At 57.3% G+C, this 19,156-nt stretch carries 25 protein-coding genes; 17 read left to right on the top strand and 8 right to left on the bottom strand.

The features are described 5' to 3' along the window. Positions 1–5 precede the first annotated feature (5 nt). The 4 genes from PSPTO_RS20865 to rimO all read right to left on the bottom strand — a co-directional run bounded on the left by PSPTO_RS20865 (position 6) and on the right by rimO (position 3,227). Positions 6–467 (bottom strand): DUF1456 family protein, encoded by a 462-nt coding sequence (locus PSPTO_RS20865; protein ID WP_005766044.1) that lies wholly within the window; start codon positions 465–467, stop codon positions 6–8. An 81-nt stretch (positions 468–548) separates the two neighbouring features. Then, positions 549–1,259: an rRNA pseudouridine synthase gene (locus PSPTO_RS20860; protein ID WP_004397570.1), complete on the bottom strand. Its 711-nt coding sequence runs from the start codon at positions 1,257–1,259 to the stop codon at positions 549–551. A 93-nt stretch (positions 1,260–1,352) separates the two neighbouring features. Then, positions 1,353–1,793, bottom strand: a complete 441-nt coding sequence (locus PSPTO_RS20855) for a GNAT family N-acetyltransferase (protein ID WP_005766046.1) — start codon at positions 1,791–1,793, stop codon at positions 1,353–1,355. 102 nt (positions 1,794–1,895) lie between these two features. Continuing rightward, a complete protein-coding gene (gene rimO, locus PSPTO_RS20850; RefSeq protein WP_011104834.1) occupies positions 1,896–3,227 on the bottom strand; it encodes a 30S ribosomal protein S12 methylthiotransferase RimO in 1,332 nt (443 codons plus the stop codon). Positions 3,228–3,261: 34 nt separating this feature from the next. On the opposite strand from rimO, the gene PSPTO_RS20845 reads away from it, so the two are divergent. From PSPTO_RS20845 to PSPTO_RS20825, 5 genes are all read left to right on the top strand, one after another. Further along, positions 3,262–4,881, top strand: coding sequence for a recombinase family protein (locus tag PSPTO_RS20845; RefSeq protein WP_011104833.1), 1,620 nt, complete (start codon positions 3,262–3,264; stop codon positions 4,879–4,881). Positions 4,882–4,945: 64 nt separating this feature from the next. Further along, on the top strand, positions 4,946–5,218 hold the full coding sequence (locus tag PSPTO_RS20840) for a DUF1654 domain-containing protein (protein WP_080946640.1): 273 nt from the start codon (positions 4,946–4,948) through the stop codon (positions 5,216–5,218). A 116-nt stretch (positions 5,219–5,334) separates the two neighbouring features. After that, complete coding sequence (locus tag PSPTO_RS20835; RefSeq protein ID WP_011104832.1) at positions 5,335–5,874, top strand: hypothetical protein; 540 nt, start codon at positions 5,335–5,337, stop codon at positions 5,872–5,874. Then, entirely contained in the window at positions 5,871–6,077 is a 207-nt protein-coding gene (locus tag PSPTO_RS20830) for a hypothetical protein (RefSeq protein WP_011104831.1), read from the top strand. The genes PSPTO_RS20835 and PSPTO_RS20830 overlap by 4 nt, the downstream gene beginning before the upstream one ends. Further along, a complete protein-coding gene (locus PSPTO_RS20825) occupies positions 6,070–6,318 on the top strand; it encodes a hypothetical protein (protein WP_011104830.1) in 249 nt (82 codons plus the stop codon). The genes PSPTO_RS20830 and PSPTO_RS20825 overlap by 8 nt, the downstream gene beginning before the upstream one ends. A gap of 25 nt (positions 6,319–6,343) precedes the next feature. Here PSPTO_RS20825 and istB read toward each other — a convergent pair whose 3' ends face one another. Together istB and istA are read right to left on the bottom strand one after the other, a co-directional pair. Beyond that, the gene (istB, locus tag PSPTO_RS20820) at positions 6,344–7,153 is read right to left on the bottom strand and encodes an IS21-like element ISPsy4 family helper ATPase IstB (RefSeq protein WP_005741073.1); all 810 of its coding nucleotides are present in this window, start codon (positions 7,151–7,153) and stop codon (positions 6,344–6,346) included. Next, positions 7,150–8,172 (bottom strand): IS21-like element ISPsy4 family transposase, encoded by a 1,023-nt coding sequence (gene istA, locus PSPTO_RS20815; protein ID WP_002551322.1) that lies wholly within the window; start codon positions 8,170–8,172, stop codon positions 7,150–7,152. Before istA ends, istB begins: the two co-directional genes overlap by 4 nt. Here istA and PSPTO_RS20810 point away from each other — a divergent pair. Both PSPTO_RS20810 and PSPTO_RS20805 read left to right on the top strand, forming a co-directional pair. After that, the gene (locus PSPTO_RS20810) at positions 8,119–9,033 is read left to right on the top strand and encodes a hypothetical protein (RefSeq protein ID WP_164923169.1); all 915 of its coding nucleotides are present in this window, start codon (positions 8,119–8,121) and stop codon (positions 9,031–9,033) included. The two genes, istA and PSPTO_RS20810, sit on opposite strands and share 54 nt — an antisense overlap. 221 nt (positions 9,034–9,254) lie before the next feature. Further along, positions 9,255–9,539, top strand: coding sequence for a hypothetical protein (locus PSPTO_RS20805; RefSeq protein ID WP_011104828.1), 285 nt, complete (start codon positions 9,255–9,257; stop codon positions 9,537–9,539). A 44-nt stretch (positions 9,540–9,583) separates the two neighbouring features. Here PSPTO_RS20805 and PSPTO_RS20800 read toward each other — a convergent pair whose 3' ends face one another. Both PSPTO_RS20800 and PSPTO_RS20795 read right to left on the bottom strand, forming a co-directional pair. Next, positions 9,584–10,135 (bottom strand): hypothetical protein, encoded by a 552-nt coding sequence (locus tag PSPTO_RS20800; protein WP_149032201.1) that lies wholly within the window; start codon positions 10,133–10,135, stop codon positions 9,584–9,586. Between the two features lie 13 nt (positions 10,136–10,148). Then, positions 10,149–10,817, bottom strand: coding sequence for an XRE family transcriptional regulator (locus tag PSPTO_RS20795; RefSeq protein ID WP_226992647.1), 669 nt, complete (start codon positions 10,815–10,817; stop codon positions 10,149–10,151). A 186-nt stretch (positions 10,818–11,003) separates the two neighbouring features. Between PSPTO_RS20795 and PSPTO_RS20790 the strand changes: the two genes are divergently transcribed. The 10 genes from PSPTO_RS20790 to avrPto1 all read left to right on the top strand — a co-directional run bounded on the left by PSPTO_RS20790 (position 11,004) and on the right by avrPto1 (position 18,869). Then, positions 11,004–11,234, top strand: coding sequence for a Cro/CI family transcriptional regulator (locus PSPTO_RS20790; protein ID WP_011104826.1), 231 nt, complete (start codon positions 11,004–11,006; stop codon positions 11,232–11,234). Next, the gene (locus PSPTO_RS20785; protein WP_011104825.1) at positions 11,231–11,638 is read left to right on the top strand and encodes a hypothetical protein; all 408 of its coding nucleotides are present in this window, start codon (positions 11,231–11,233) and stop codon (positions 11,636–11,638) included. The genes PSPTO_RS20790 and PSPTO_RS20785 overlap by 4 nt, the downstream gene beginning before the upstream one ends. A 57-nt stretch (positions 11,639–11,695) precedes the next feature. Then, positions 11,696–12,220, top strand: coding sequence for a phage tail protein (locus PSPTO_RS20780; protein ID WP_005767209.1), 525 nt, complete (start codon positions 11,696–11,698; stop codon positions 12,218–12,220). 8 nt (positions 12,221–12,228) lie between these two features. After that, the gene (locus tag PSPTO_RS20775; RefSeq protein ID WP_005767207.1) at positions 12,229–14,655 is read left to right on the top strand and encodes a phage tail protein; all 2,427 of its coding nucleotides are present in this window, start codon (positions 12,229–12,231) and stop codon (positions 14,653–14,655) included. Further along, on the top strand, positions 14,652–15,152 hold the full coding sequence (locus PSPTO_RS20770; RefSeq protein WP_032710641.1) for a hypothetical protein: 501 nt from the start codon (positions 14,652–14,654) through the stop codon (positions 15,150–15,152). Before PSPTO_RS20775 ends, PSPTO_RS20770 begins: the two co-directional genes overlap by 4 nt. Next, positions 15,142–16,074, top strand: coding sequence for a hypothetical protein (locus PSPTO_RS20765; RefSeq protein WP_005767206.1), 933 nt, complete (start codon positions 15,142–15,144; stop codon positions 16,072–16,074). The genes PSPTO_RS20770 and PSPTO_RS20765 overlap by 11 nt, the downstream gene beginning before the upstream one ends. Beyond that, the gene (locus PSPTO_RS20760; protein ID WP_005767203.1) at positions 16,071–16,607 is read left to right on the top strand and encodes a hypothetical protein; all 537 of its coding nucleotides are present in this window, start codon (positions 16,071–16,073) and stop codon (positions 16,605–16,607) included. The genes PSPTO_RS20765 and PSPTO_RS20760 overlap by 4 nt, the downstream gene beginning before the upstream one ends. Then, on the top strand, positions 16,604–17,302 hold the full coding sequence (locus PSPTO_RS20755; protein ID WP_032710640.1) for a hypothetical protein: 699 nt from the start codon (positions 16,604–16,606) through the stop codon (positions 17,300–17,302). Before PSPTO_RS20760 ends, PSPTO_RS20755 begins: the two co-directional genes overlap by 4 nt. Next, positions 17,287–18,258: a hypothetical protein gene (locus tag PSPTO_RS20750; protein WP_005767199.1), complete on the top strand. Its 972-nt coding sequence runs from the start codon at positions 17,287–17,289 to the stop codon at positions 18,256–18,258. The genes PSPTO_RS20755 and PSPTO_RS20750 overlap by 16 nt, the downstream gene beginning before the upstream one ends. 116 nt (positions 18,259–18,374) lie before the next feature. Further along, positions 18,375–18,869: a type III secretion system effector AvrPto1 gene (gene avrPto1 / locus PSPTO_RS20745; RefSeq protein WP_011104823.1), complete on the top strand. Its 495-nt coding sequence runs from the start codon at positions 18,375–18,377 to the stop codon at positions 18,867–18,869. Positions 18,870–19,156 lie beyond the last annotated feature (287 nt).

Below are 19,156 nucleotides of genomic sequence, written 5' to 3'. Positions count from 1 at the left end.
CCGGTTCAGACACGTACACGCAGGGTCAGACCCTTGAGGAAGTTGCGCAGCAGTTGATCGCCGCACGCGCGGTAGTTGGTGTGCCCGACCTTGCGAAACAGTGCGCTCAGCTCTGGCTTGGAAACCGGAAATTCTGCAGCTTTGAGGATGGCGTGCATGTCGTCTTCTTTCAGTTCGAAAGCTACACGCAGTTTTTTCAGAACGATGTTGTTGGTGATCGGTAGATCGATCGGCTGCGGCGGACGGCTTTCGTCCTTGCCGCGCTTGAAGTACACCAGCCCATCAAGGAAATGCGCCATGATTTCATCGCTGCAATCCAGATAGCCTTCTTCTTCCTCTTTCTTCATGAAGGCGATGACATCGCTTTTCGATACTTCAAAACCGGTCAGGCCGATGATCTCGACAATCTTGCTGTCGCTGATATCGAGCATGTAGCGCACGCTGCGCAGTACGTCGTTGTTCATCATGAGGCGTGTTTCCTGATAAGTCGTATGGCGGCGCATGACGGTGACCATGCGCGCTGTAAATAGGTGGGGGTGGCGAAGGCGTCAGAACTTTTCCTTGGTCGTCATGTAGCGCCACTGGCCTTCGGGCAGTTTACCCATGGACACGCCGCCGATGCGGATGCGGCGAATGGCGACGATTTTCAGGCCGACGGCCTCACATAAAAGGGCGATGATGCCGGGCTGCGGGTTTTTCATCGCAAAACGCAGGCGGTTCTCGTTCTGCCAGCTGGCCTTCACGGCGGGCAATTCCTTGCCCTTGTAGGTCAGGCCGTGGTTGAGACGGTTCAGGCCGTGAGCGACCATCTCGCCCGAGATTTCTACCACGTATTCCTGCTCGATCTTGCTGCGGTCGTCGGTGAGCTTGCGCAGGATTTTCCAGTCCTGGCTGAACACCATCAGCCCGCTGGCATTGGCTTGCAGGCTCGAAATCGCCTCAAGGCGCATGAAATGGCCCTTGAGCGGACGCTTGCTGTAGCTATGCTCTGCAGAAAGGGTGCCCGGGGTAATCATTTGCAAGGCGCTTTCGGCGCTGGCCGAGGCAGGCTTGTGCAGAATGATGGTGACTGATTCCGGCGAATCGGCCTTGGCGTCCGGGCTCAGTTCGATTTTCTGGGTGCTGACCTTGAAGTGCGGCTCGTCGATAACCACGCCATCCACTGTGACCCAGCCACCCTCGATAAACAGTTCGGCCTCCCGGCGGGAGCAACCGACCAGCTCAATAAGGCGTTTGGAAAGGCGAATGGGGTCTGTCATGACAAAAAAGCCGCTTACTGATGAGAAAGAAGCCATTGTAACCGCCAAAGCCCGGTTAATCGCGGCAACATTGCATTTGCTCTGCAATCGACATCATGGCGGGCTGATCAGGCGCATTCTGAGCATGGGGTAAGGCTGGCCAAGACCATCGACTTCGGAGCGGCTGACAACCTCAAACCCGTGCTTGCAATAAAAGCCGAAGGCTCTGGGGTTCTGCTCGTTCACGTCCAGTTCAGTAATGCCGAAGTGGCCGACAGCATGTTGCAACAGCTGTGTGCCCAAGCCCTGATGGCGGTACTCCGGAGCGATGAAGAGCATGTCCAGCCGGCCACGGTTGACGCCGGCAAAGCCTGCGATGCTCTGCTTATCGGTACGCAGGCAGAACAACGTGACGCTGTCCAGGTACTGGGTGAGCAAACCCTTGAGCCGGATAACGTAAGCGTCCGGCATAAAGTCATGGGTGGCGCGTACCGAGCGCTCCCACACTTCAGCCAGTTCCGGGTAATCCTTTGTGTCCGGTGCACACAACTGCATAGCGCGTCCTCTTTGTCATACCAGTCGTCGGTAGACAGCATCCGCCGACAAAAAAGCCCTGCCGTGTGAAGGGCAGGGCTTTTTGATGACGCGTGGCCGATGTCAGAGCATCTCGGCCCACAGGTCATATTCGTCGGCGTCGGTGACGCGACACATGATCTTGTCGCCCGGCTGGACGGTGCTACCGTCTTCAAGGCCGATAAACACGTTGCCATCGATTTCCGGCGCGTCGAAGAAACAACGGCCTACCGCGCCGCGATCATCGACTTCGTCGATCAGCACTTCGATTTCCTTGCCGATCTTCATCTGCAGGCGGGCGGCGCTGATGGCCTGCTGATGAGCCATGAAGCGATCCCAGCGATCCTGCTTGACGTCATCCGGCACAATGGCGGCGTCCAGCAGGTTGGCAGGAGCACCTTCTACCGGCGAGTACTGGAAGCAGCCAACGCGGTCCAGCTGGGCTTCGGTCAGCCAGTCCAGCAGGTACTGGAAGTCCTCTTCGGTTTCACCAGGGAAGCCGACGATGAACGTCGAACGGATGATCAGATCAGGGCACTGCTCGCGCCAGTTCTTGATACGCGCCAGAGTCTTGTCTTCAAAGGCCGGGCGCTTCATCAGCTTGAGGATTTTCGGGCTGGCGTGCTGGAAGGGGATGTCCAGGTACGGCAGAATCTTGCCTGCCGCCATCAGCGGGATCAGCTCATCGACGTGCGGGTACGGGTAGACATAGTGCAAACGAACCCAGACCCCCATCGAGCCCAGAGCCTGACACAGCTCGGTCATGCGGGTCTTGACCGGCTGACCGTCCCAGAAACCGGTGCGGTATTTGACATCGACGCCGTAGGCGCTGGTGTCCTGGGAAATCACCAGCAATTCCTTCACGCCGGATTTGACCAGACGCTTGGCCTCATCCAGCACATCGCCAACCGGACGGCTCACCAGCTTGCCGCGCATCGACGGGATGATGCAGAAGCTGCAACTGTGGTTGCAGCCTTCGGAAATCTTCAGGTACGCGTAATGGCGCGGGGTCAGCTTGACGCCTTGCGGCGGCACCAGGTCGATCAGCGGGTTGTGATCCTTGCGGGGCGGCACGACATCGTGCACGGCATTGACCACCTGCTCGTACTGCTGCGGGCCGGTCACCGACAGCACACTCGGGTGTACGGCGCGAATCACGCTCGCATCGACGCCCATGCAGCCGGTGACGATGACCTTGCCGTTTTCCTTGATCGCTTCGCCGATCACTTCCAGCGACTCGGCCTTGGCCGTGTCGATGAAGCCGCAGGTATTGACCACAACCACGTCGGCGTCCTCGTAGGTCGCAACGACTTCGTAACCTTCCATGCGCAGTTGGGTCAGGATGCGTTCGGAGTCAACGAGCGCCTTGGGGCACCCTAACGATATCATTCCTACACGTGGGGCTTTTGCTGTCATCATAGGATGATCCTCATCAGGGCTTCTATTTTTAATGGCTAAAAACGGTGCGCGAGTATACAGCTATTTGCGGTTCTCAGACCCTCGACAGTCCACCGGCAGTAGTGCCGATCGTCAGTTACAGTACGCTCAGAAGTGGGCTGCTGAAAAAGGCCTGATTCTCGATGAATCGCTATCCATGCGTGACGAGGGTTTGTCCGCATATCACCAACGCCACATCACTCAGGGTGCGCTGGGAGTTTTCCTAGTTGCGATCGAGGAAGGACGTATTGCATCCGGTTCTGTTCTGGTCGTAGAAGGCCTGGATCGTTTGAGCCGTGCAGAACCGATCCAGGCCCAAGCCCAGCTTGCGCAGATTATCAATGCCGGCATTACCGTTGTAACCGCCAGTGATGGCCGTGAGTACAACCGCGCCGGTTTGAAGGCTCAGCCGATGGACCTGGTTTATTCACTCCTGGTCATGATTCGCGCTCACGAAGAATCGGACACGAAGAGCAAGCGAGTTAAGGCCTCGATCCGGCGATTGTGCGAAGCCTGGCAGGCCGGCACCTATCGGGGGCAGATCCGCAACGGCAAGGATCCTCAGTGGCTCAAATGGACGGGCACCAACTGGGAGTTCATTCCTAAGCGGGTTGCCACTGTGCGTCGAGCCCTGCAGCTGTATCTGGAGGGGATGGGTGCCGCTAGGGCGATTCGTGTCCTGCACGATGAAGGGCTCAGCTATAGCGATGTGGGTATCACTGCGCTACAAATTTATCGCCTGATAAAGCTGAAGGCCCTGCGAGGAGCCAAGAGCCTTACCATTAATGGCGAAGAGTTTGTTTTGGAGGGTTACTACCCGCGCCTCCTGTCGGAGACAGAGTGGGCAGAGTTGCAGCACATGAGCGGCCAAAGATTACGGCGTCGAATGAAAGGTGAAATCCCTGGGATTATCACAGGTATAGGTCTTACCTATTGCGGCTATTGTGGCACTGCTGTGATTGGCCAGAACTATATGAGCCGCGTTCGTGCCGACGGCACACTTGCTGATGGCCACCGGCGCCTGCAGTGTGTGTCTTACAGTAAAAATGATGGCTGCGGTTCAGGTGGGTCTTGCAGTGTCGTACCAATTGAGAAAGCACTGCTGAACTTCTGTTCTGACCGACTCAACCTGCAACGGCTGATGCAGGTGGGTGACGAGGGCCAAGGTCTTCGCCATCAACTGGTAGGTGCCCAGGCAACAGTGCAGAAAATTTCGGAGCAGCTTGAAAGAGTAACAGCCGCGCTGATGGCTGATGATGACGGCCCAGCGCCAATCTCATTCTTACGCAAAGCTCGCGAGCTGGAAGCCCAGAAGCTCGATGCTGAAAAAAACGTGATCAACATCGAATACGAATTGGCGGCAGCTTCAAGATCTGGCAAGCCAGAGCAGCAGGAACAATGGGGCGAGCTGGCTGCTTTGGTCAACGCTGGTGACTACAGTGCCAGAGAAAAAGTGCGCCAGTTGGTCATGGACACTTTTCAGCGGATCGTCGTTTACATGCGTGGCATGGGGGACGAAGACCGCAAGAGCAAGTTTATCGACGTGCAACTGATCTCCCGCACGGGTCAGCACAGATTGCTGCAGATAAACAGGCGATCAGGAGAGTGGGTGGCCAGCGAAGATTGGGACTGATCTTGTAGGTTGGCGAGTCGCTGCAATATACTGTTTTAATATACAGTATAAGCAAGGAGGTTTTATGTCTCGTAGCGTCTATACCGGCGGTCTTCAACCATCGCATACAACATTTCAGCAACTTGCACGCCGCATTCATCGTCAGGTGAACAGCCCGGCAGCGCAGGCGCGAAGGCGGACGATTATCTCCAGGCTATCAAGTGAAAAGCTGGACGACTGGGATTGCTTGCTTGACCAGCTGGACACTGAGGATAGTGTGCGGGTGACACGGCTGGAATGTGGTTCCGTAGGATTGGCATGGACAAACCAGTATGCCAGTCAGACAGCCTCCGCCTAATTATTTGCAAAATTAGTTAGCCTTAGGCTTGATGAATAATAAGCCTTAGGCTAACGTATCCTCCATCAGTTTTGGACAGCTCTTGTGTTGTCCTGATCGCCATGGAGGTCTTCCGCATGATTCGCCCAACTTTCAGCCTTTCGTTTGATGCCAGAGCGCAGCTGGCCGAGCACGTCAAACAAAACGGCATCTTCCCTCTATCTCTCGTCTGTAACTATGCGCCGAGCGTTCTCCTTGCCCATTTGACCATTGAGCAATGCGGCTCTGACGTTGCTGTACAGGTCAGGCTGGGTGAGACGGTTAACACGCTCACCGTTGGGCTCCTGAACGACACGGCTCAAAGAGTGGAGGGTTTCGTTGAAGAGTTGGCCAACGCTCATTACGAACGGATGGCCCAGCCTGTTTTTGATCGGGATCTTGAGTTTCTGTTGCGTAATGCTGCAACGAGTCACCGTGGACTCTATCTGTTGCCCCAGTCGGGAATGCACGACCTCCGGCTTTTACTGACAGCCGCCAACGATAATTCAGAGCAGACGTATTTTAGGTTCCTGCTGGGTGGTGCTGGGATCTCTGCTCCGATGCTCATGCCCGCGGATCCTCATAAAGCCTATGAACTGCTCTCCACGTTCGTCCGCGAAATCAAGGAGTGGCAATGACGACTGCTCAGCTCCTCTTGATATTGGGCGGCTTGACTGTTTGCCAGGTGATCGCCATGGCTCTGCCTTACTGGATGGGGTGGAGGTCTGGCCAGACAGCTGCCGCCGCATCGCTTCAAAGCGAGAATCGACGACTGAGAGATGAGTTGTGCTCAGCACATGCCCAGATCCGCCAGATCAAACAGGGGATGAACTATGCCTAAGCACCTCATCTGCCAGCGGATTCGCTGGCTGCTGCTGGCGATTGCTATCGCGCTTTCCAGTGTCACTGCTCTGTCTGTTGGCATCGCTATGTCGACGCTCATTGCTGACCCACTTCTGGCTGCAGTTTTTGCTACTGCAGCAGTGCTTCTGGATCTCTACAAGTACCTGGCCTGGCCGATCGCACTGGGCATGCTGGCAGCCGGTAAGCGTAGCTATGTGTCAACGCCAACTAAAAAGTGACCCCCTTCCGTGCTAAATCGCCAACTTAGTTTTGACCCCCCTCGGGTTCATATTTTCGAGCCGGTTCGGCCCGAGAAGATTTGGTTCCTGCTTTGCGCTTGTCCTTGAGTCGATAGCTTTCACCTGTCATCTGCACGATATGGGCATGATGTAACAGCCTGTCCAGCATGGCCGCTGTCAGTGTTTGATCATCCGCAAAGGTTCCGGCCCACTGGGTAAACGGCAAGTTACTCGTGAGGATCAGGCTGCCTTGCTCGTAGCGCTTGGCGACAACATTGAAGAACAGGTTGGCTTCATCACGACCAAACGGCAGGTAGCCGATTTCATCGATGACCAACAACCCAGGGGCCATCACCACACGACTGAAGTATTCCTTGAGCCGTTCCTGGCGGTGCGCAGCGGTCAGTTGCAGCATCAAGTCAGCCGCCGTGACGAAGCGGGTTTTGATACCGGCCATCACTGCCCGGTAGGCCAGGGCGATAGCCAGGTGGCTCTTGCCTACACCACTAGGCCCCAGGAACACGATGTTCTCGGCACGTCCAACAAAACTCAGTGCTGCCAGCTCCTGGAGCTGTGCCCGGGGGACGCCGGTGGCAAACGCGAAGTCGTATTGCTCCAGCGTTTTCACAGCGGGCAGCGCGGCAGTTTTCAGCAGGGCCTGTCGAGAGCGTTCACTTCGGGCATCGGTCTCGGCAGCCAGCAGCTTTTCGAGGAAGTCGGCAAAGCTGTCTTCGCCGCTTGCTGCTTGTTGGGCCAGGTGCGGCCAGTCCACCCCGACGCGCTCAAGCTTTAGCCCCTTGCATAGTTCTGTCAGGCGAGCATGTTGAAGGTTCATGCTCTCACCTCCAGCAGTTGCTCATAAACCGACAGCGGATGCTGCAAGCTCTCGTACGGCAGGACCCGTCCCAGGCGTAGGCCTTGGGCGGGTTGTGGGCGCAGGCTCTGTGTTGGCAGTGGTAATAGTACCTGCTGCTCTTGGGCCAGACGTACCGCCGGTTGAACACCCGTCGTGCCGTGAATCCGCTGATGAGCGACTTCGTCGAGCCATTGGCCGATATGTGCGTTGGCCGTCACCACATCCAGCGTCAGACCCGCACTCTTGAGCGTAGCGGCCAACGGGGTAATGAAACTGCCCTTCAGATACCCGTTGAAGCGCTCAACCTTGCCCTTGGTCTGGGCACGGTAAGGGCGGCAGACCTTGGGAATAAAACCAAACTCATCGGCCAGCGCAGCCAATCGGGGATGCCAACGGTGCTGGCCCTCCCCAAAAGCATCTCGCTCGGTGATGATGGTTCCGGCGTTATCAAACAATGCCTGCTCGGGCACGCCGCCAAAGTAAGCGAACGCCTCCCGAAGCCCTGTCAGCCAGGCTTCGCTGTCCTCTCGCTCGGAGAAACGGACAAAGCTTGCTCGACTAAAACCAAGTGTCGCCACGAACGCCTTAAGCGGCTGACGGCCTCGTCGAATGGTGGTGAAGTCCACCTGTATCTGCTTGCCGGGCAGTGTCTCGAAACGTACCACCGGCTCTTCTGCCTTACGTTTGAAGGGGCGAATATAAGCCTTCAGACGACTGACGCCGCCGCTGTACCCCAATGCCGTGATCTCACGCAGCAGGACGGTCGCCGGAATCCAGTGTGGGCGCGCCGCCTCAATACGCTCGTGCAGGTAGTCCTTGAAGGGGTCGATTTTGCACGGACGTGCGGGTCTCACCTTGTCACTGGGTAGCGACCGGGCCTTTCGCAGGTACTTGCGCACGGTGTTACGCGAAATACCCAGCTCACGGGCGATGAATTTGATGCCATGGCCCTGACGGGCCAACACTTTAATTTCCACAGACTGCTCCTGGGTCAACATATTGGCAGCTCAAAGCCGCCAGTTTTACCCAGGGGGGTCAATTCTAGGTTGGCGTTAGGGGGTCATTTTTACAGTGGCGGTGACAGCTATGCCATTCTGATGATCATATCGGCCCTAATACTGGCAGCGGTATCAGCATGGGCTACCTATGACCGACTACTGACGTCCATCGTTTCGGGCCAGGCGCGGTACGCCGCTTTCGCTGAACAACGGATAGTTGATCTTCAGACGGTAAGGTCTGATGGGCTGCGACAGCTCGATTTCTTGGACAAAGACGCTCGCTCGATCGGGGATCAGGCGCGGAAACTGCGCGAGCGAGGCATCATCAGCAAGGCGCAAGAACTTGAATCGTCTGCCTTGGCACGGATCGACGGTCAGCGGGAGCAGGTGCTACATCGGCTCGATCGTGCGTCGGTAGAACTGACAGAGCTGCGTGCTAGGCCGACTGCATCCGTTGGGCTGCCTGAGGCTCTAGCGATATTGCTGTGCGCCGGATTTGCGATCGCCCTGGAAGCGGTGCCCGCTCTGATTGGATCTGCACTTCGGGTTGGCGGCCTGTCCGAGCCCTCGCCTGCAGAGAGGACGGCCTCGACAACACCGACAACGATTACGACAACAACGACAACAGATCCAGAACATCCAGCATCTGGCGAGCAGCAGGATCTATTCGGATCACCGGACGGGGCGTTGATGAAGACGTTGCTCGACATCACACGAAAAGCTCAGCCAGGCACGCCGATATCGCTGCGTGACTTCACTGCTGCAGCTCGGGTCGGGAATCGACGAGCGATGAAGCTATTTCGTGCAGCGCTTGCTCTGGGCGAACTGCGAAAAACTACCGCCGGCTACGTGACCGCTTGAGGAAGCATGACTATGACTCTCGAATTTTCAGAGCAAGACATACGGATGCTTTCCCGCAGCGTGTCTGGTTGGAGAAACGCAAACGTGGAAATCGATGCTGCGATTCGGTCCGAAAACTGGTCAGCAATCGACAGCGCCCAGATTGATCGGTCATCGCACGCAAACACCATCGCGCTGATCGTAAACAAATACACAGACCCACTTGAACAAGGAACACGGCCATGATTGGTATCCCAGAGACAGGCACCCTGGAAAACGGCCGTATCGCTGCCAATGTCACCAGCGGCTACAAATTCACTACAGCGGATGGTCGACCTGCGCGCCTGGCAATCATCGACGACCAGGGCAACGTGGTGGAATCTGGCGATGCGGTGGCACGTGAAGCCTGGAACGTGTGCGTCGCGGTGATCAAGAACTTCAAGATCGGACAGGGCCACATTGTGGTACACAGCGCCCCTCCAGGAAGGGCAGTGGTAAATGCAAGCCATATTCGAGAAGGAGACTGATTGTGAAGACGTTTATATACAAAGCTAGGTCTGTTGGGCCAACGCTACGTGTAGCGGACTGTCAGTCTGTGCTGAAGCTGCATCATCTCCTTATATACTTTCCGAACCTCCCTAAGCGAGCGAGCGGGAAGTTCGATATCCCCGAATTGATAGGCCAAGTCTCCCTCGTTCATTATATCAAACCGCTTTTTGGCGAGATGAAGAAACCTAATCACGTCCAGGTCATCCGTGAGGGCGCGTCTCACGCCATCAATGTTTCTTCTTCCATATTCACGGCCAGGCTCAGGGAGGAACAAGATGGACTCATGTGTCGTCCAGTGGGGTGTGAGGTCGATCAATGCCCCATCAGTATCTTGCCAAACAGCGTGAAACTCAGCTTCGATGTAAAGATCAGCGACTTGCCAGATGGCCCAGCCATTAAGCTGTTTTCCCTTATGAGCAACGATATGCTTTGGGACAGTGTCGAAACTTTCACCGATTGGCTCGCCGTCCAACGGTTCATGAGGGACGACGATGGGGGGCTGGCCCTTGACTATTGAACTGCAGAAATCCAGTACGTGAGGTGAGTCATGACGTGGTACCTGGGAGATCAACATCAGATTATTACTCTCACATGCCTGTTATCTTTGCGTCGATTGCTCGACCGATAATTTCCCAGCCGTCATCCAACACAACTGGTTGATAGCTGGGGTTAAGCGGCACCAGGTAACCAACACCCGCGTCCATCACAAACTGTTTGAATGTAGTCTCCCCGCTGACGGTGTTGCGGGCGACATAGAATTTGCCACTGATGAGATCGAAGCCCTCCGGGCGGATCAATATCGGGGTTCCCTCTGGAAATGTAGGTGGGGTATCGGAGGTCATCGACTTGCCCTTGACCCTCAGCCAGTAGCCCTTTGGGCCAGCGCTCTCGGTGGAGCTGAGCCACTCGTCAGAGATGCCAGTAGGGTAGCTGGCAGACGATTCTATCCCCTGACCAGCATCAACCCAAGTTATCAGAGGGTACTCGGTGGCCTCTCTACGAGGCTGGGTCATAGGGCCTACGTTCGCCATCTCGGAAATTTCAGTCGCGAGCCGTGGGCTGAAGCTCTCGATCGGCTCCTCCAGCATTTTTGCCAAGACAGCAGCAAATCGAGCATTCAGTGGATTTATACCCCTTAGGTACTGGTTGACCGACGCGGGCGTGATTCCTGCTGCCTCTGCAAGCTTTCGCTGAGTGAGTTTCAGCGCGTTCTTCTTCGAAAGAAACAAAGCATTTGCTGCTTTGCTTTCGGCCATGAGGGTGTCGGACAAGGGTTTTTTTATGTATGCCATTAACAAATTATAAGCCGTAGGCTAACGATTGTAGACAAGCCGTTGGCTCTCATAATACGTTTAATGAGTAAGCCTATGGCATATTTATGTTGTGTATGTAAGAGCCATAGGCTAATATCTATGCGTTCATTGCTCCTTTAGGTATATGCCGTGGAAAGAATTTCGTTGAGTGACTTTGTCACGAAGATTGGGCAAGCCCGGGTTGCTCGCGCTTTGGGCTGCAAACCTGCATCCATTGCTAAGGCGCTTAAAGCTCGCAGGAACATCGAAGTGTCCGTGGATACTGACGGTTCATGCATAGCTCAAGAGGTGCGTCCGTTCCCTTCGATAGCTCCAGATGATCTGGAGCTTCAGCAGGCTAAAAGCAGTAGCCTTGCATGAACACGTCCAGTTCAGGACAGATGTCCACCTCCCGTGACCAGGTGCTGGTTGCCCATGCTGCCGAGATGATCGCGCGCACCGGTTTCAGCCAGGACGACTTTGCCCAGGTGCTGAGCAGCAATCTGCATCGCATCGTTCCAGACAAGGCTGTCAGCAAGGACGTGCCGGATTTCGACGAGTTGGCCAAGAGCAACGACGCCCCCGCGTTTCTGAGAGCATCAGGGGCCTGGTTGCGTCGAGTTGGCCGCTGGCTCAATGGTGAGGTAGATCTTCCGTGCTGGCTGGAAGAGGCTTGGGTACGCGCCGACCCGCACGTTTCCTCAGTCGCGGTTCAGTTTCAGCCGCTTGACCGAAGAGCTGCACGCTCAGTTTCCAAACATCAGCTCGTTGCGGTTCGCCAATAGCGACATCGTGTCGGCGCTGGACATCCCGCGCATCAGCACCCTGGCGGTGGTCCTGCAATGATCAAGCTCAAGCTGCCGTTCTGGCTCGAAGGGTTAGAGCTGACCAAGCTGGTGACCACCGCCCAGCTCTGGTGGGAGCAGGCCACCGAGTGGCTGCGCTGGCCTTACCTGCAGTTCGACGCTGACACCTGCCACCTGTCCATTCTGGAACTGTGGGCCTGGCAGCGCGACGTCACCCGCTTTGCCGCCGAGCCGGAAAGTCTGTTCCGGTTGCGGGTCAAGTACGCCTTCATCAATTCCGTCGACGCCGGCAGCACTGCTGGATTGAAACGCATCCTGGAGCGCCTCGGCGTCGGCTATGTCGAGATTCAGGAGCGTATGCCCGAACGCGACTGGGACGTCGTGCTGCTCACCCTGAGCGATTCCCAACTGTCCGAGAACCCCGACCTGTTGCGCGTGCTGATCCGTCAGTACGGGCGCACCTGTCGCCGGTACGACTTCGTAACCATCACCCCGGTGCGGCTTGCTGTTGCCCTGGTGGATTTCAATGACGATCAGCAAACGCTGGTCGCCAGCCTTTAGGAGCCCTCATGGCTGCAAGCATCACCATTGCCGGCGAAAAACTGATCGCCCAGAAACAAGCGGCTAACCTGCCGCTGACCGTTGCCCGCTTCGTGCTGGCCAACGTGCCAGGCCTCAACGTTTCCGGCCCGGTCAACCGTGCCGGCGTCAAGCCGCCAGCGGCTCAGATCGTCTACACCGCAAGCATCACTCAGCAGGGCTTCGTCAATCCCAACCAGGTCGTGTACAGCCTGTTGATGGGCACCGATATCGGTGACTTCGACTGGAACTGGATCGGCATGGAGACCAGCGACGACGTGCTGCTGTCGGTCGCCTACGTGCCGTTGCAACAGAAGCGCAAGAACGTGCTGCCCGACCAGATCGGCAACAACGTCACGCGCAACTTCCTGGTGGTGTTCGACGGTGCCCAGCAACTGACCGGCATCAAGATCGACGCCAGTACCTGGCAGTTCGATTACACCGCGCGCATGAAGGGCATCGACGAGCGCGAACGCATCAGCAACCGTGACATGTTCGGGCGTGCCTGCTTTTTCGGCGCAGGCCTGCAGTTGCAGAAGGTGGGCGCTGCCTACCAGCTCAACCCCGGCGTGGCGTATGTCGACGGCGTTCGTCTGCAGCTCGATGCGGTGTTGCCCGTGACCGTGCCGGCAGTGCCAACCAAAGCCTGGCTGGACGTGGTGCTGCAGCGCGAACTGAGCGATGTCGTGGCCTCGTTCAAGGTTGTGTTCGGCCAGGACGTAAAGGTCGATTACACCGACAGCGCATCGGCCAGGCACTACCTGGTGCCGCTGGCCGACATCACCGGTACCAGCAGCCTGGTCGACCTGCGCCCGGTCGAGGCGATCGACAGCGAGCTGGTGAAGTACTTCGCGGCTCGGGTTGGGGATTATCCGGCGCTGCGTGCGCGCGCGACGACCAAAGGCGACGTCGGTCTGGGCAACCTGCCCAACGCGATCAGCGACGATCCAAACAGCAACAGCGGCGGGGTGCTGGCCACCACCAGAATGGTCAATGCCGTACGCACGGTAATCAACCAGGCGATCGCATCGATTGTTGATGGCTCGACCGCCGTCGGCAGGGCTGCACGTCTGGCCACAGCGCGAGCCATTCGGTTCAACGGCGCGGCCAGTGGCATCGGAACCTATGACGGCGCGGGTGATACCGATATCACCTTGACCCTGGCTGATAGCGGCGTTGCAGCGGGCACTTACACGCGGGTTGCCGTCAATGTGAAAGGCCTGGTGACCAGCGGCGGCAACCCTACGACGCTGGCCGGATACGGTATTACTGACGCGTACAGCAAGGATGACGCGAACAGCAGTTTCGTGAAGCAAGGCGGTGCCCCGGGCATGCTGGGCAACCGAATCAACATCGGCTGGACCGGAGACAGGGTCAAAGTGAGTGTCGACGGCACCGACGGGGGCAGGATCTGGACGGACACCACGTTCAATCCCAACGACAAGGCCAATAAAGCCACCTCGCTGAGCGGCTACGGGATTACTAACGCCTACACCGTCGAGCAGGTAAACGACCTGGTGAACAGGCGGGTACAGGCCGACTCCATCATCCATGCTGGTTTTGCCAGCAACAATACTGACTATCCGTATTTCCGTCGTAGTTCTGATGAAAAGGTTTATTACCTGCAGCCGCAGATCGGTTACACGCCATTGCAGCAGGGCGGTGGTGCTGGTCAGAAGACCAACAAGGTGTTTATCGGTTGGTCGGACGTCGGTCTAAAGCTGACGGTCGACACCATAGACATTGGACGGATCTGGACGGAACAGTCGTTCAACCCCAACGATAAAGCCAACAGGTCCAACTCAATCGCCGGCTACGGCATCACCGATTGCTACACCGTTAACCAAGTGAATTCACTTCTTGGCGACAAAGCCAACAGGTCTAACTCAATTGCGGGCTATGGCATCACTGACTGTTACACGGTCACTCAGGTCAACTCTATCGTGAACCAGCGCGTCGCGGGGGATGCGATCCAGACCGCCGGTTTCGCCAGTGACAACCCTGAATTCCCTTATTTTCGTCGTAGCTCGACAGGTGGCATTCATTACCTGCAGAACCGCCTCGGGTTTACGCCGGTGCAGCAGGGTGGTGGCGCAAACCAGGCCGGCAATCAGTTGCGTCTGGGATGGGCGACCAACGCTGCAGGTATTCGGGCGCAGGTGGATGCCACTGACCTTGGCCTGTTGTGGGGCGAGCAGAACTTTTATCGTCCTGACAACAACAACTTTCTGGCTGTTTCCATCACCGCGACCGAAGTGCGACTGCCTGCAGGCGGCACCTGGTGTTACTCGCTGATGCATTACTACTCAGGTGGTGCAGGTGTGGTCGGTCGAAGTGGCCAGGCAGCCGGCGGCACCGTTATTTCATTCAGTGGCGGAAGCACCATTTACGGTTTCGCCTGGAGGTACGCAGCATGACAGACGCAATTCTCGACACTCCCGAAGAGGTTTTGCCGCCCACGTTTGCGCCTCCCGAAGAACCGGTGACCTTGAGCGTAACGTTCTCCGATGTGGCCCTTAAAAACGATGGCTCGTTCGTGATAACCGTTGCTGGCAACCGTTGTCACGTTACCCAGGACTACAATCCGCCGCTTTACCAAGCCGTTGTCGAGTACCTGGACGCCGGTGGCCACGCTACCGAGTACGCCGAGGACGTTGTTGTCCAGGCCGATCCTGCGTTGCTGGCCAAGCTCTGGGTAGAACTGCGTTTGAAGGTGTCGGATAACCTGGTATCGCAGTACCGCGATGCTCGCGATCTGGGCGGTGAACTGCCGATCACACCCGAACAGTTCACCCAGTTGCTGACCTGGCGGCAAGCAGTGCGCGAATGGCCGCAGGTGCCTGGCTACCCGAAGCAGACAACACAGCCTGTTACCCCTGACTGGATTGAAGCGGTCGTGCTCGATGGCGAATGAATGGGCACCGATCAAACTGCAGTGGCCGGTGCAGGCCACGCAGTGGATGGATCAGATGGCAGGTGCACGCGACCTGATCCAGAGCGAAATGGCAATCACCGGTCAGCGCGTCTCGATGCTGGCCGATATCGCCAAGACCAGTCCTGGTCTGATTGCGGGTGCCGCGAAGTCGGCCATTAGCGCTGGGCGCGATGCATTGGTCGCCCAGTTTGAAAACGTCCCGTCGTGCATCGTCGTGACGCCCTTTCAGCACGGTGTAGGGCAGGGCAGCGGTGGTCACCAGCGCTTTTTGTCTGCGCCGAACCTGCTGCAGCTACTAGCCGACAAGCTCACTGATACCACTGACGCTGTGCGGCCCCAAGGTCAGCAAAGCGCCCTGGTACTGATATTCCTCGCCACGCGCCTGGACCAGCTCGCCGCGACGTTGGGTCGGTTCAACGTGGTGTTGCCTATGCCTGACCTGGTGCGCGCCGAGCGCCGTGCCGAACACCTGGCCAAGCTGGAGGTGGAAAAGTGGGTGATGCCGATCGCCGGGCAAATGCCGCTCTGGAGCCAGTTGCCGCTGCAGCGCTGCCCGATCACCAAGCTGGCCAGCCAGTCCATGGCCGGCCAACTGGCGGTACTTGAGGGCTATGCCGCCGACAGTTCGCCGATGGCGGACCTGGCCGATCTGCAGGCCCGAAAGAAGGCACAGGTACAAGAACGCGAGCAGCAGCTGGCCGACCTGAAAGCCCAGTTCATCAACAGTGCCGACGATGTATCGATCCAGTCCAGGATGCTGGGACCGGGTGACGTGGGCCAGCTCCGCCGCGAGCTCCTCGAGGGCGAAGCACCAGGTCATGAGTGGCCGCTCTGTGCCGGCGCACTGTTGGTGGGCTCTGCAGAGAGCCTGAGCTTTGTTCAGGAACTGGTGGGCCTATGACGCTGCTACTCAACGGCGAGCAGATCATCGGCCACCGCATGAAGCTGACGGCCAACCTCAAGATCGAGGCCGACGAGCTGGGCGGTCAGACATCGGGCACCGACAAATCCCATAAGGGTTTCAAACCCAAGACGCTGACGGTGGCCCTGACGATCCCTTACAAGTCGCTCGAGAACCTGCGCACGATCATGCGCCTGGCCGAGGCGACTGCAGGCGGTGGCCAACTGCAGACCTACCGGATCGTCAATGACACGGCCAAGGCCTTTGGCATCCGGCAGGTGACGTTCTCCGACGGGGTCAGCGCCCGTGAAGACGACACACTGGCCCAATGGATCGTCCAGTTCACCTTGAGCGAGAAGCTATCCAACCCGGAGAAGGTCGAGAACCGACGCGCCGGCAACGGCGTGACATCCCAGTCAGCGCCTGGCGATGGTGTGGCGGGCAGTGGATCCGGATCGGGCGCAGCCGAAGAGCTGACCGGCTTTGAGGCCGTGCTCAAGAAGGTGGACAGCTACCTGGGCGGCACGCCATGAGCATGAAGCTGCACAAGGTGCTGACGATCGGCGGCGTGACCATGCCGCTTATCAATGACGATGTTCGACTGGACCTCAAGAGTCCGGGCCGCGCCACGTTCACGATCAAGGCGGGCGCCACCGTCAAAGGTTTGGTCACGTTCGATATCGGATACAACGAAGCGGTCCTGCAGCGTCACTTCATTGGCTATGTTGAGCGTTGCACCGCTACCAACGGCATCGAGCAGGTGGTGCTGTGCCGCGAGTTAGCCGCGGTGCTGGCCAACCCCTTGCCCATGAACCTGCGCCATGTGGATCTGCGCGCGGTGCTGGCCGATATCGGCGGCAAGACCGGGCTGCGTTTCCGGGTTCCGGATCAGGCCTACACACGCGTCAAGACTCCGTTTTTCTACAACCTGGCCGCTGGTTACCAGGCACTGGACAGCATGGCGCGGGTGTTCGGCATCAAGGACTTTATCTGGCAGCAACAGGGTGACGGCGAGATCTACGTCGGTGCCTGGGCTGACAGTTTCTTCGGCGCTCGGTCGCCATTGCAGTTGCCGGTCAACCTTTTCGACGGTTACCAGGGCAGCCAGAGCGCAATGATCGCGGCCTTGCCAGGTTTGCGACCAGGCGTATCAATCAACCAGGGCGAGCGGATCACGAACGTGACGCTGGCCGGCACACAGATGGCCATCAAATGGACGACGCAATAAAGCGCAGCGTAGAACGACAATTCCCTGAACTCACCGGCGGCTATCACTTGCCGCGCTTCGCCAAGGTCGTGGCCGTGGCGGATGCACCGGCAAGCGCCGGACTGTGTGACGACTTCCGCCCGCGCTTCTCGGTAGACCTGCAGGTGATGGGGCCTGACGGCGAGATCGATACAGCGCTGCCGGTACTGGCCGGTGTGCCGCTGCCCATGCCGGTGGGCGGTGATGAAATGGGTTTCTTTGCCTTTCCGGAGGAGGGCACCAGCGTGGTGGTGTGCTTTGCCTATGGCCTGCCACATAAGCCCTACATCCAGACCATCCTGCCGCACGGCCTGACACTGCCGAAGGTCCCAAAGGGCGACCAAGTGTGGCAGCACAGTGACGCCGTGCAGCAGCGCGTCGACGCGGATGGCAACTGGCTGCGTAAGACTGACGGCAAGATCCAGGACCAGGCGATCGAACGCGAGGTCGACGCGATGACCAACGCCGAGCGCTTCCAGAGTCACACCAGGACAGTCGACGACCATTCGACCGAGTCAGTGGGTGGCGTGAAGAAGATCGAGGCCCTGGGAGCGCTCAAGCTGCTGTCCGGCGGATCCGCGAGCCTGGCGGCAGTGGACGACCTGCACCAGGCAACCGGTCGAGATCTGAACCTGGTGGTCGGCCAGAAGCACAATGCCACGGTGGGTGGCGACATGGTGGAGAGGATTCAGGGTCTGCGTGAGAGCATCACCAGTAAGAGTCAGCGTTTGCAGGCTCCTAAAAACTGGGTTGGGTCGGGCGGTGTTAACATCTTTCAGGTGGTGTGCGACTTGCTGGATCTGGTCCAGGAAATGAATACCCAGCTTGCCGCGCACCAGCATGGGCCATCCCCGATACCGAGTAACGCAGCTGCGTTTACGGCGGACGCAGCCAAGGCAGCGTTACTGTGCGCCAAACTCAAGTCAGTGACGCTTTGATGTCTAAACCCGGCGCCAGCAAAATTTTGGGGAATTATCTTATAAGCTTGGAACCGATCCGCTCCCTATGACCACTCAAGTGGCGTCATAAATGCTGTACTAAAGAGGGTATACGAATGGGAAATATATGTGTCGGCGGATCCAGGATGGCCCATCAGGTGAACTCCCCAGACCGAGTTAGTAACAACTCGGGTGACGAAGATAACGTAACGTCCAGTCAACTGCTGAGCGTCAGACATCAACTTGCGGAGTCTGCTGGTGTACCAAGAGATCAGCATGAATTTGTTAGTAACCAAGCACCTCAAAGCCTGAGAAATCGCTACAACAATCTTTACTCACATACGCAAAGAACACTGGATATGGCGGACATGCAGCATAGGTACATGACGGGAGCGTCAGGAATCAATCCGGGAATGCTGCCACATGAGAATGTGGACGATATGCGTAGCGCTATAACTGATTGGAGTGACATGCGCGAAGCTCTGCAGTACGCAATGGGTATCCATGCCGACATCCCACCGTCTCCAGAGCGATTTGTTGCGACTATGAACCCGAACGGATCAATTCGAATGTCAACACTTTCTCCTAGCCCGTACCGTAACTGGCAATGATGTCAAGCCGTGTGTGGCGTCATAATGTCGACGCACACGGCCTGCATCTGTGATGCAATCCGTTGTGATCGCCTGATCTAAAATTCTACGTATTTACAGGTGAGTGCAGAGGTTCTTCAGTGCGTCACAACGGTCGATAGACAAAACTAAAGAGCAGTTAATTATAAGATGTGTCTCTAGAAGAACTGGAGTGTAGCAGCGCTTAACAGCACTACGATTAAAAAAGTATCACCCCCTTTTAAGAGGGGGGTGTATTCATTCAGTAATGTAATCTTTCCTTGTGAACC

This window comes from Pseudomonas syringae pv. tomato str. DC3000, assembly GCF_000007805.1.
GTDB lineage: Bacteria > Pseudomonadota > Gammaproteobacteria > Pseudomonadales > Pseudomonadaceae > Aquipseudomonas > Aquipseudomonas avellanae.
This window is presented reverse-complemented; position numbering and strand designations above follow the sequence as displayed.

Bases quoted from the DNA above. Each gene is read 5' to 3' on its own strand.
- PSPTO_RS20865 (WP_005766044.1), bottom strand. From the start codon at position 467: ATGATGAACAACGACGTACTGCGCAGCGTGCGCTACATGCTCGATATC.
- PSPTO_RS20860 (WP_004397570.1), bottom strand. From the start codon at position 1,259: ATGACAGACCCCATTCGCCTTTCCAAACGCCTTATTGAGCTGGTCGGT.
- PSPTO_RS20855 (WP_005766046.1), bottom strand. From the start codon at position 1,793: ATGCAGTTGTGTGCACCGGACACAAAGGATTACCCGGAACTGGCTGAA.
- rimO (WP_011104834.1), bottom strand. From the start codon at position 3,227: ATGACAGCAAAAGCCCCACGTGTAGGAATGATATCGTTAGGGTGCCCC.
- PSPTO_RS20845 (WP_011104833.1), top strand. From the start codon at position 3,262: ATGGCTAAAAACGGTGCGCGAGTATACAGCTATTTGCGGTTCTCAGAC.
- PSPTO_RS20840 (WP_080946640.1), top strand. From the start codon at position 4,946: ATGTCTCGTAGCGTCTATACCGGCGGTCTTCAACCATCGCATACAACA.
- PSPTO_RS20835 (WP_011104832.1), top strand. From the start codon at position 5,335: ATGATTCGCCCAACTTTCAGCCTTTCGTTTGATGCCAGAGCGCAGCTG.
- PSPTO_RS20830 (WP_011104831.1), top strand. From the start codon at position 5,871: ATGACGACTGCTCAGCTCCTCTTGATATTGGGCGGCTTGACTGTTTGC.
- PSPTO_RS20825 (WP_011104830.1), top strand. From the start codon at position 6,070: ATGCCTAAGCACCTCATCTGCCAGCGGATTCGCTGGCTGCTGCTGGCG.
- istB (WP_005741073.1), bottom strand. From the start codon at position 7,153: ATGAACCTTCAACATGCTCGCCTGACAGAACTATGCAAGGGGCTAAAG.
- PSPTO_RS20810 (WP_164923169.1), top strand. From the start codon at position 8,119: ATGGCCCTGACGGGCCAACACTTTAATTTCCACAGACTGCTCCTGGGT.
- istA (WP_002551322.1), bottom strand. From the start codon at position 8,172: ATGTTGACCCAGGAGCAGTCTGTGGAAATTAAAGTGTTGGCCCGTCAG.
- PSPTO_RS20805 (WP_011104828.1), top strand. From the start codon at position 9,255: ATGATTGGTATCCCAGAGACAGGCACCCTGGAAAACGGCCGTATCGCT.
- PSPTO_RS20800 (WP_149032201.1), bottom strand. From the start codon at position 10,135: ATGTTGATCTCCCAGGTACCACGTCATGACTCACCTCACGTACTGGAT.
- PSPTO_RS20795 (WP_226992647.1), bottom strand. From the start codon at position 10,817: ATGGCCGAAAGCAAAGCAGCAAATGCTTTGTTTCTTTCGAAGAAGAAC.
- PSPTO_RS20785 (WP_011104825.1), top strand. From the start codon at position 11,231: ATGAACACGTCCAGTTCAGGACAGATGTCCACCTCCCGTGACCAGGTG.
- PSPTO_RS20780 (WP_005767209.1), top strand. From the start codon at position 11,696: ATGATCAAGCTCAAGCTGCCGTTCTGGCTCGAAGGGTTAGAGCTGACC.
- PSPTO_RS20775 (WP_005767207.1), top strand. From the start codon at position 12,229: ATGGCTGCAAGCATCACCATTGCCGGCGAAAAACTGATCGCCCAGAAA.
- PSPTO_RS20770 (WP_032710641.1), top strand. From the start codon at position 14,652: ATGACAGACGCAATTCTCGACACTCCCGAAGAGGTTTTGCCGCCCACG.
- PSPTO_RS20765 (WP_005767206.1), top strand. From the start codon at position 15,142: ATGGCGAATGAATGGGCACCGATCAAACTGCAGTGGCCGGTGCAGGCC.
- PSPTO_RS20760 (WP_005767203.1), top strand. From the start codon at position 16,071: ATGACGCTGCTACTCAACGGCGAGCAGATCATCGGCCACCGCATGAAG.
- PSPTO_RS20755 (WP_032710640.1), top strand. From the start codon at position 16,604: ATGAGCATGAAGCTGCACAAGGTGCTGACGATCGGCGGCGTGACCATG.
- PSPTO_RS20750 (WP_005767199.1), top strand. From the start codon at position 17,287: ATGGACGACGCAATAAAGCGCAGCGTAGAACGACAATTCCCTGAACTC.
- avrPto1 (WP_011104823.1), top strand. From the start codon at position 18,375: ATGGGAAATATATGTGTCGGCGGATCCAGGATGGCCCATCAGGTGAAC.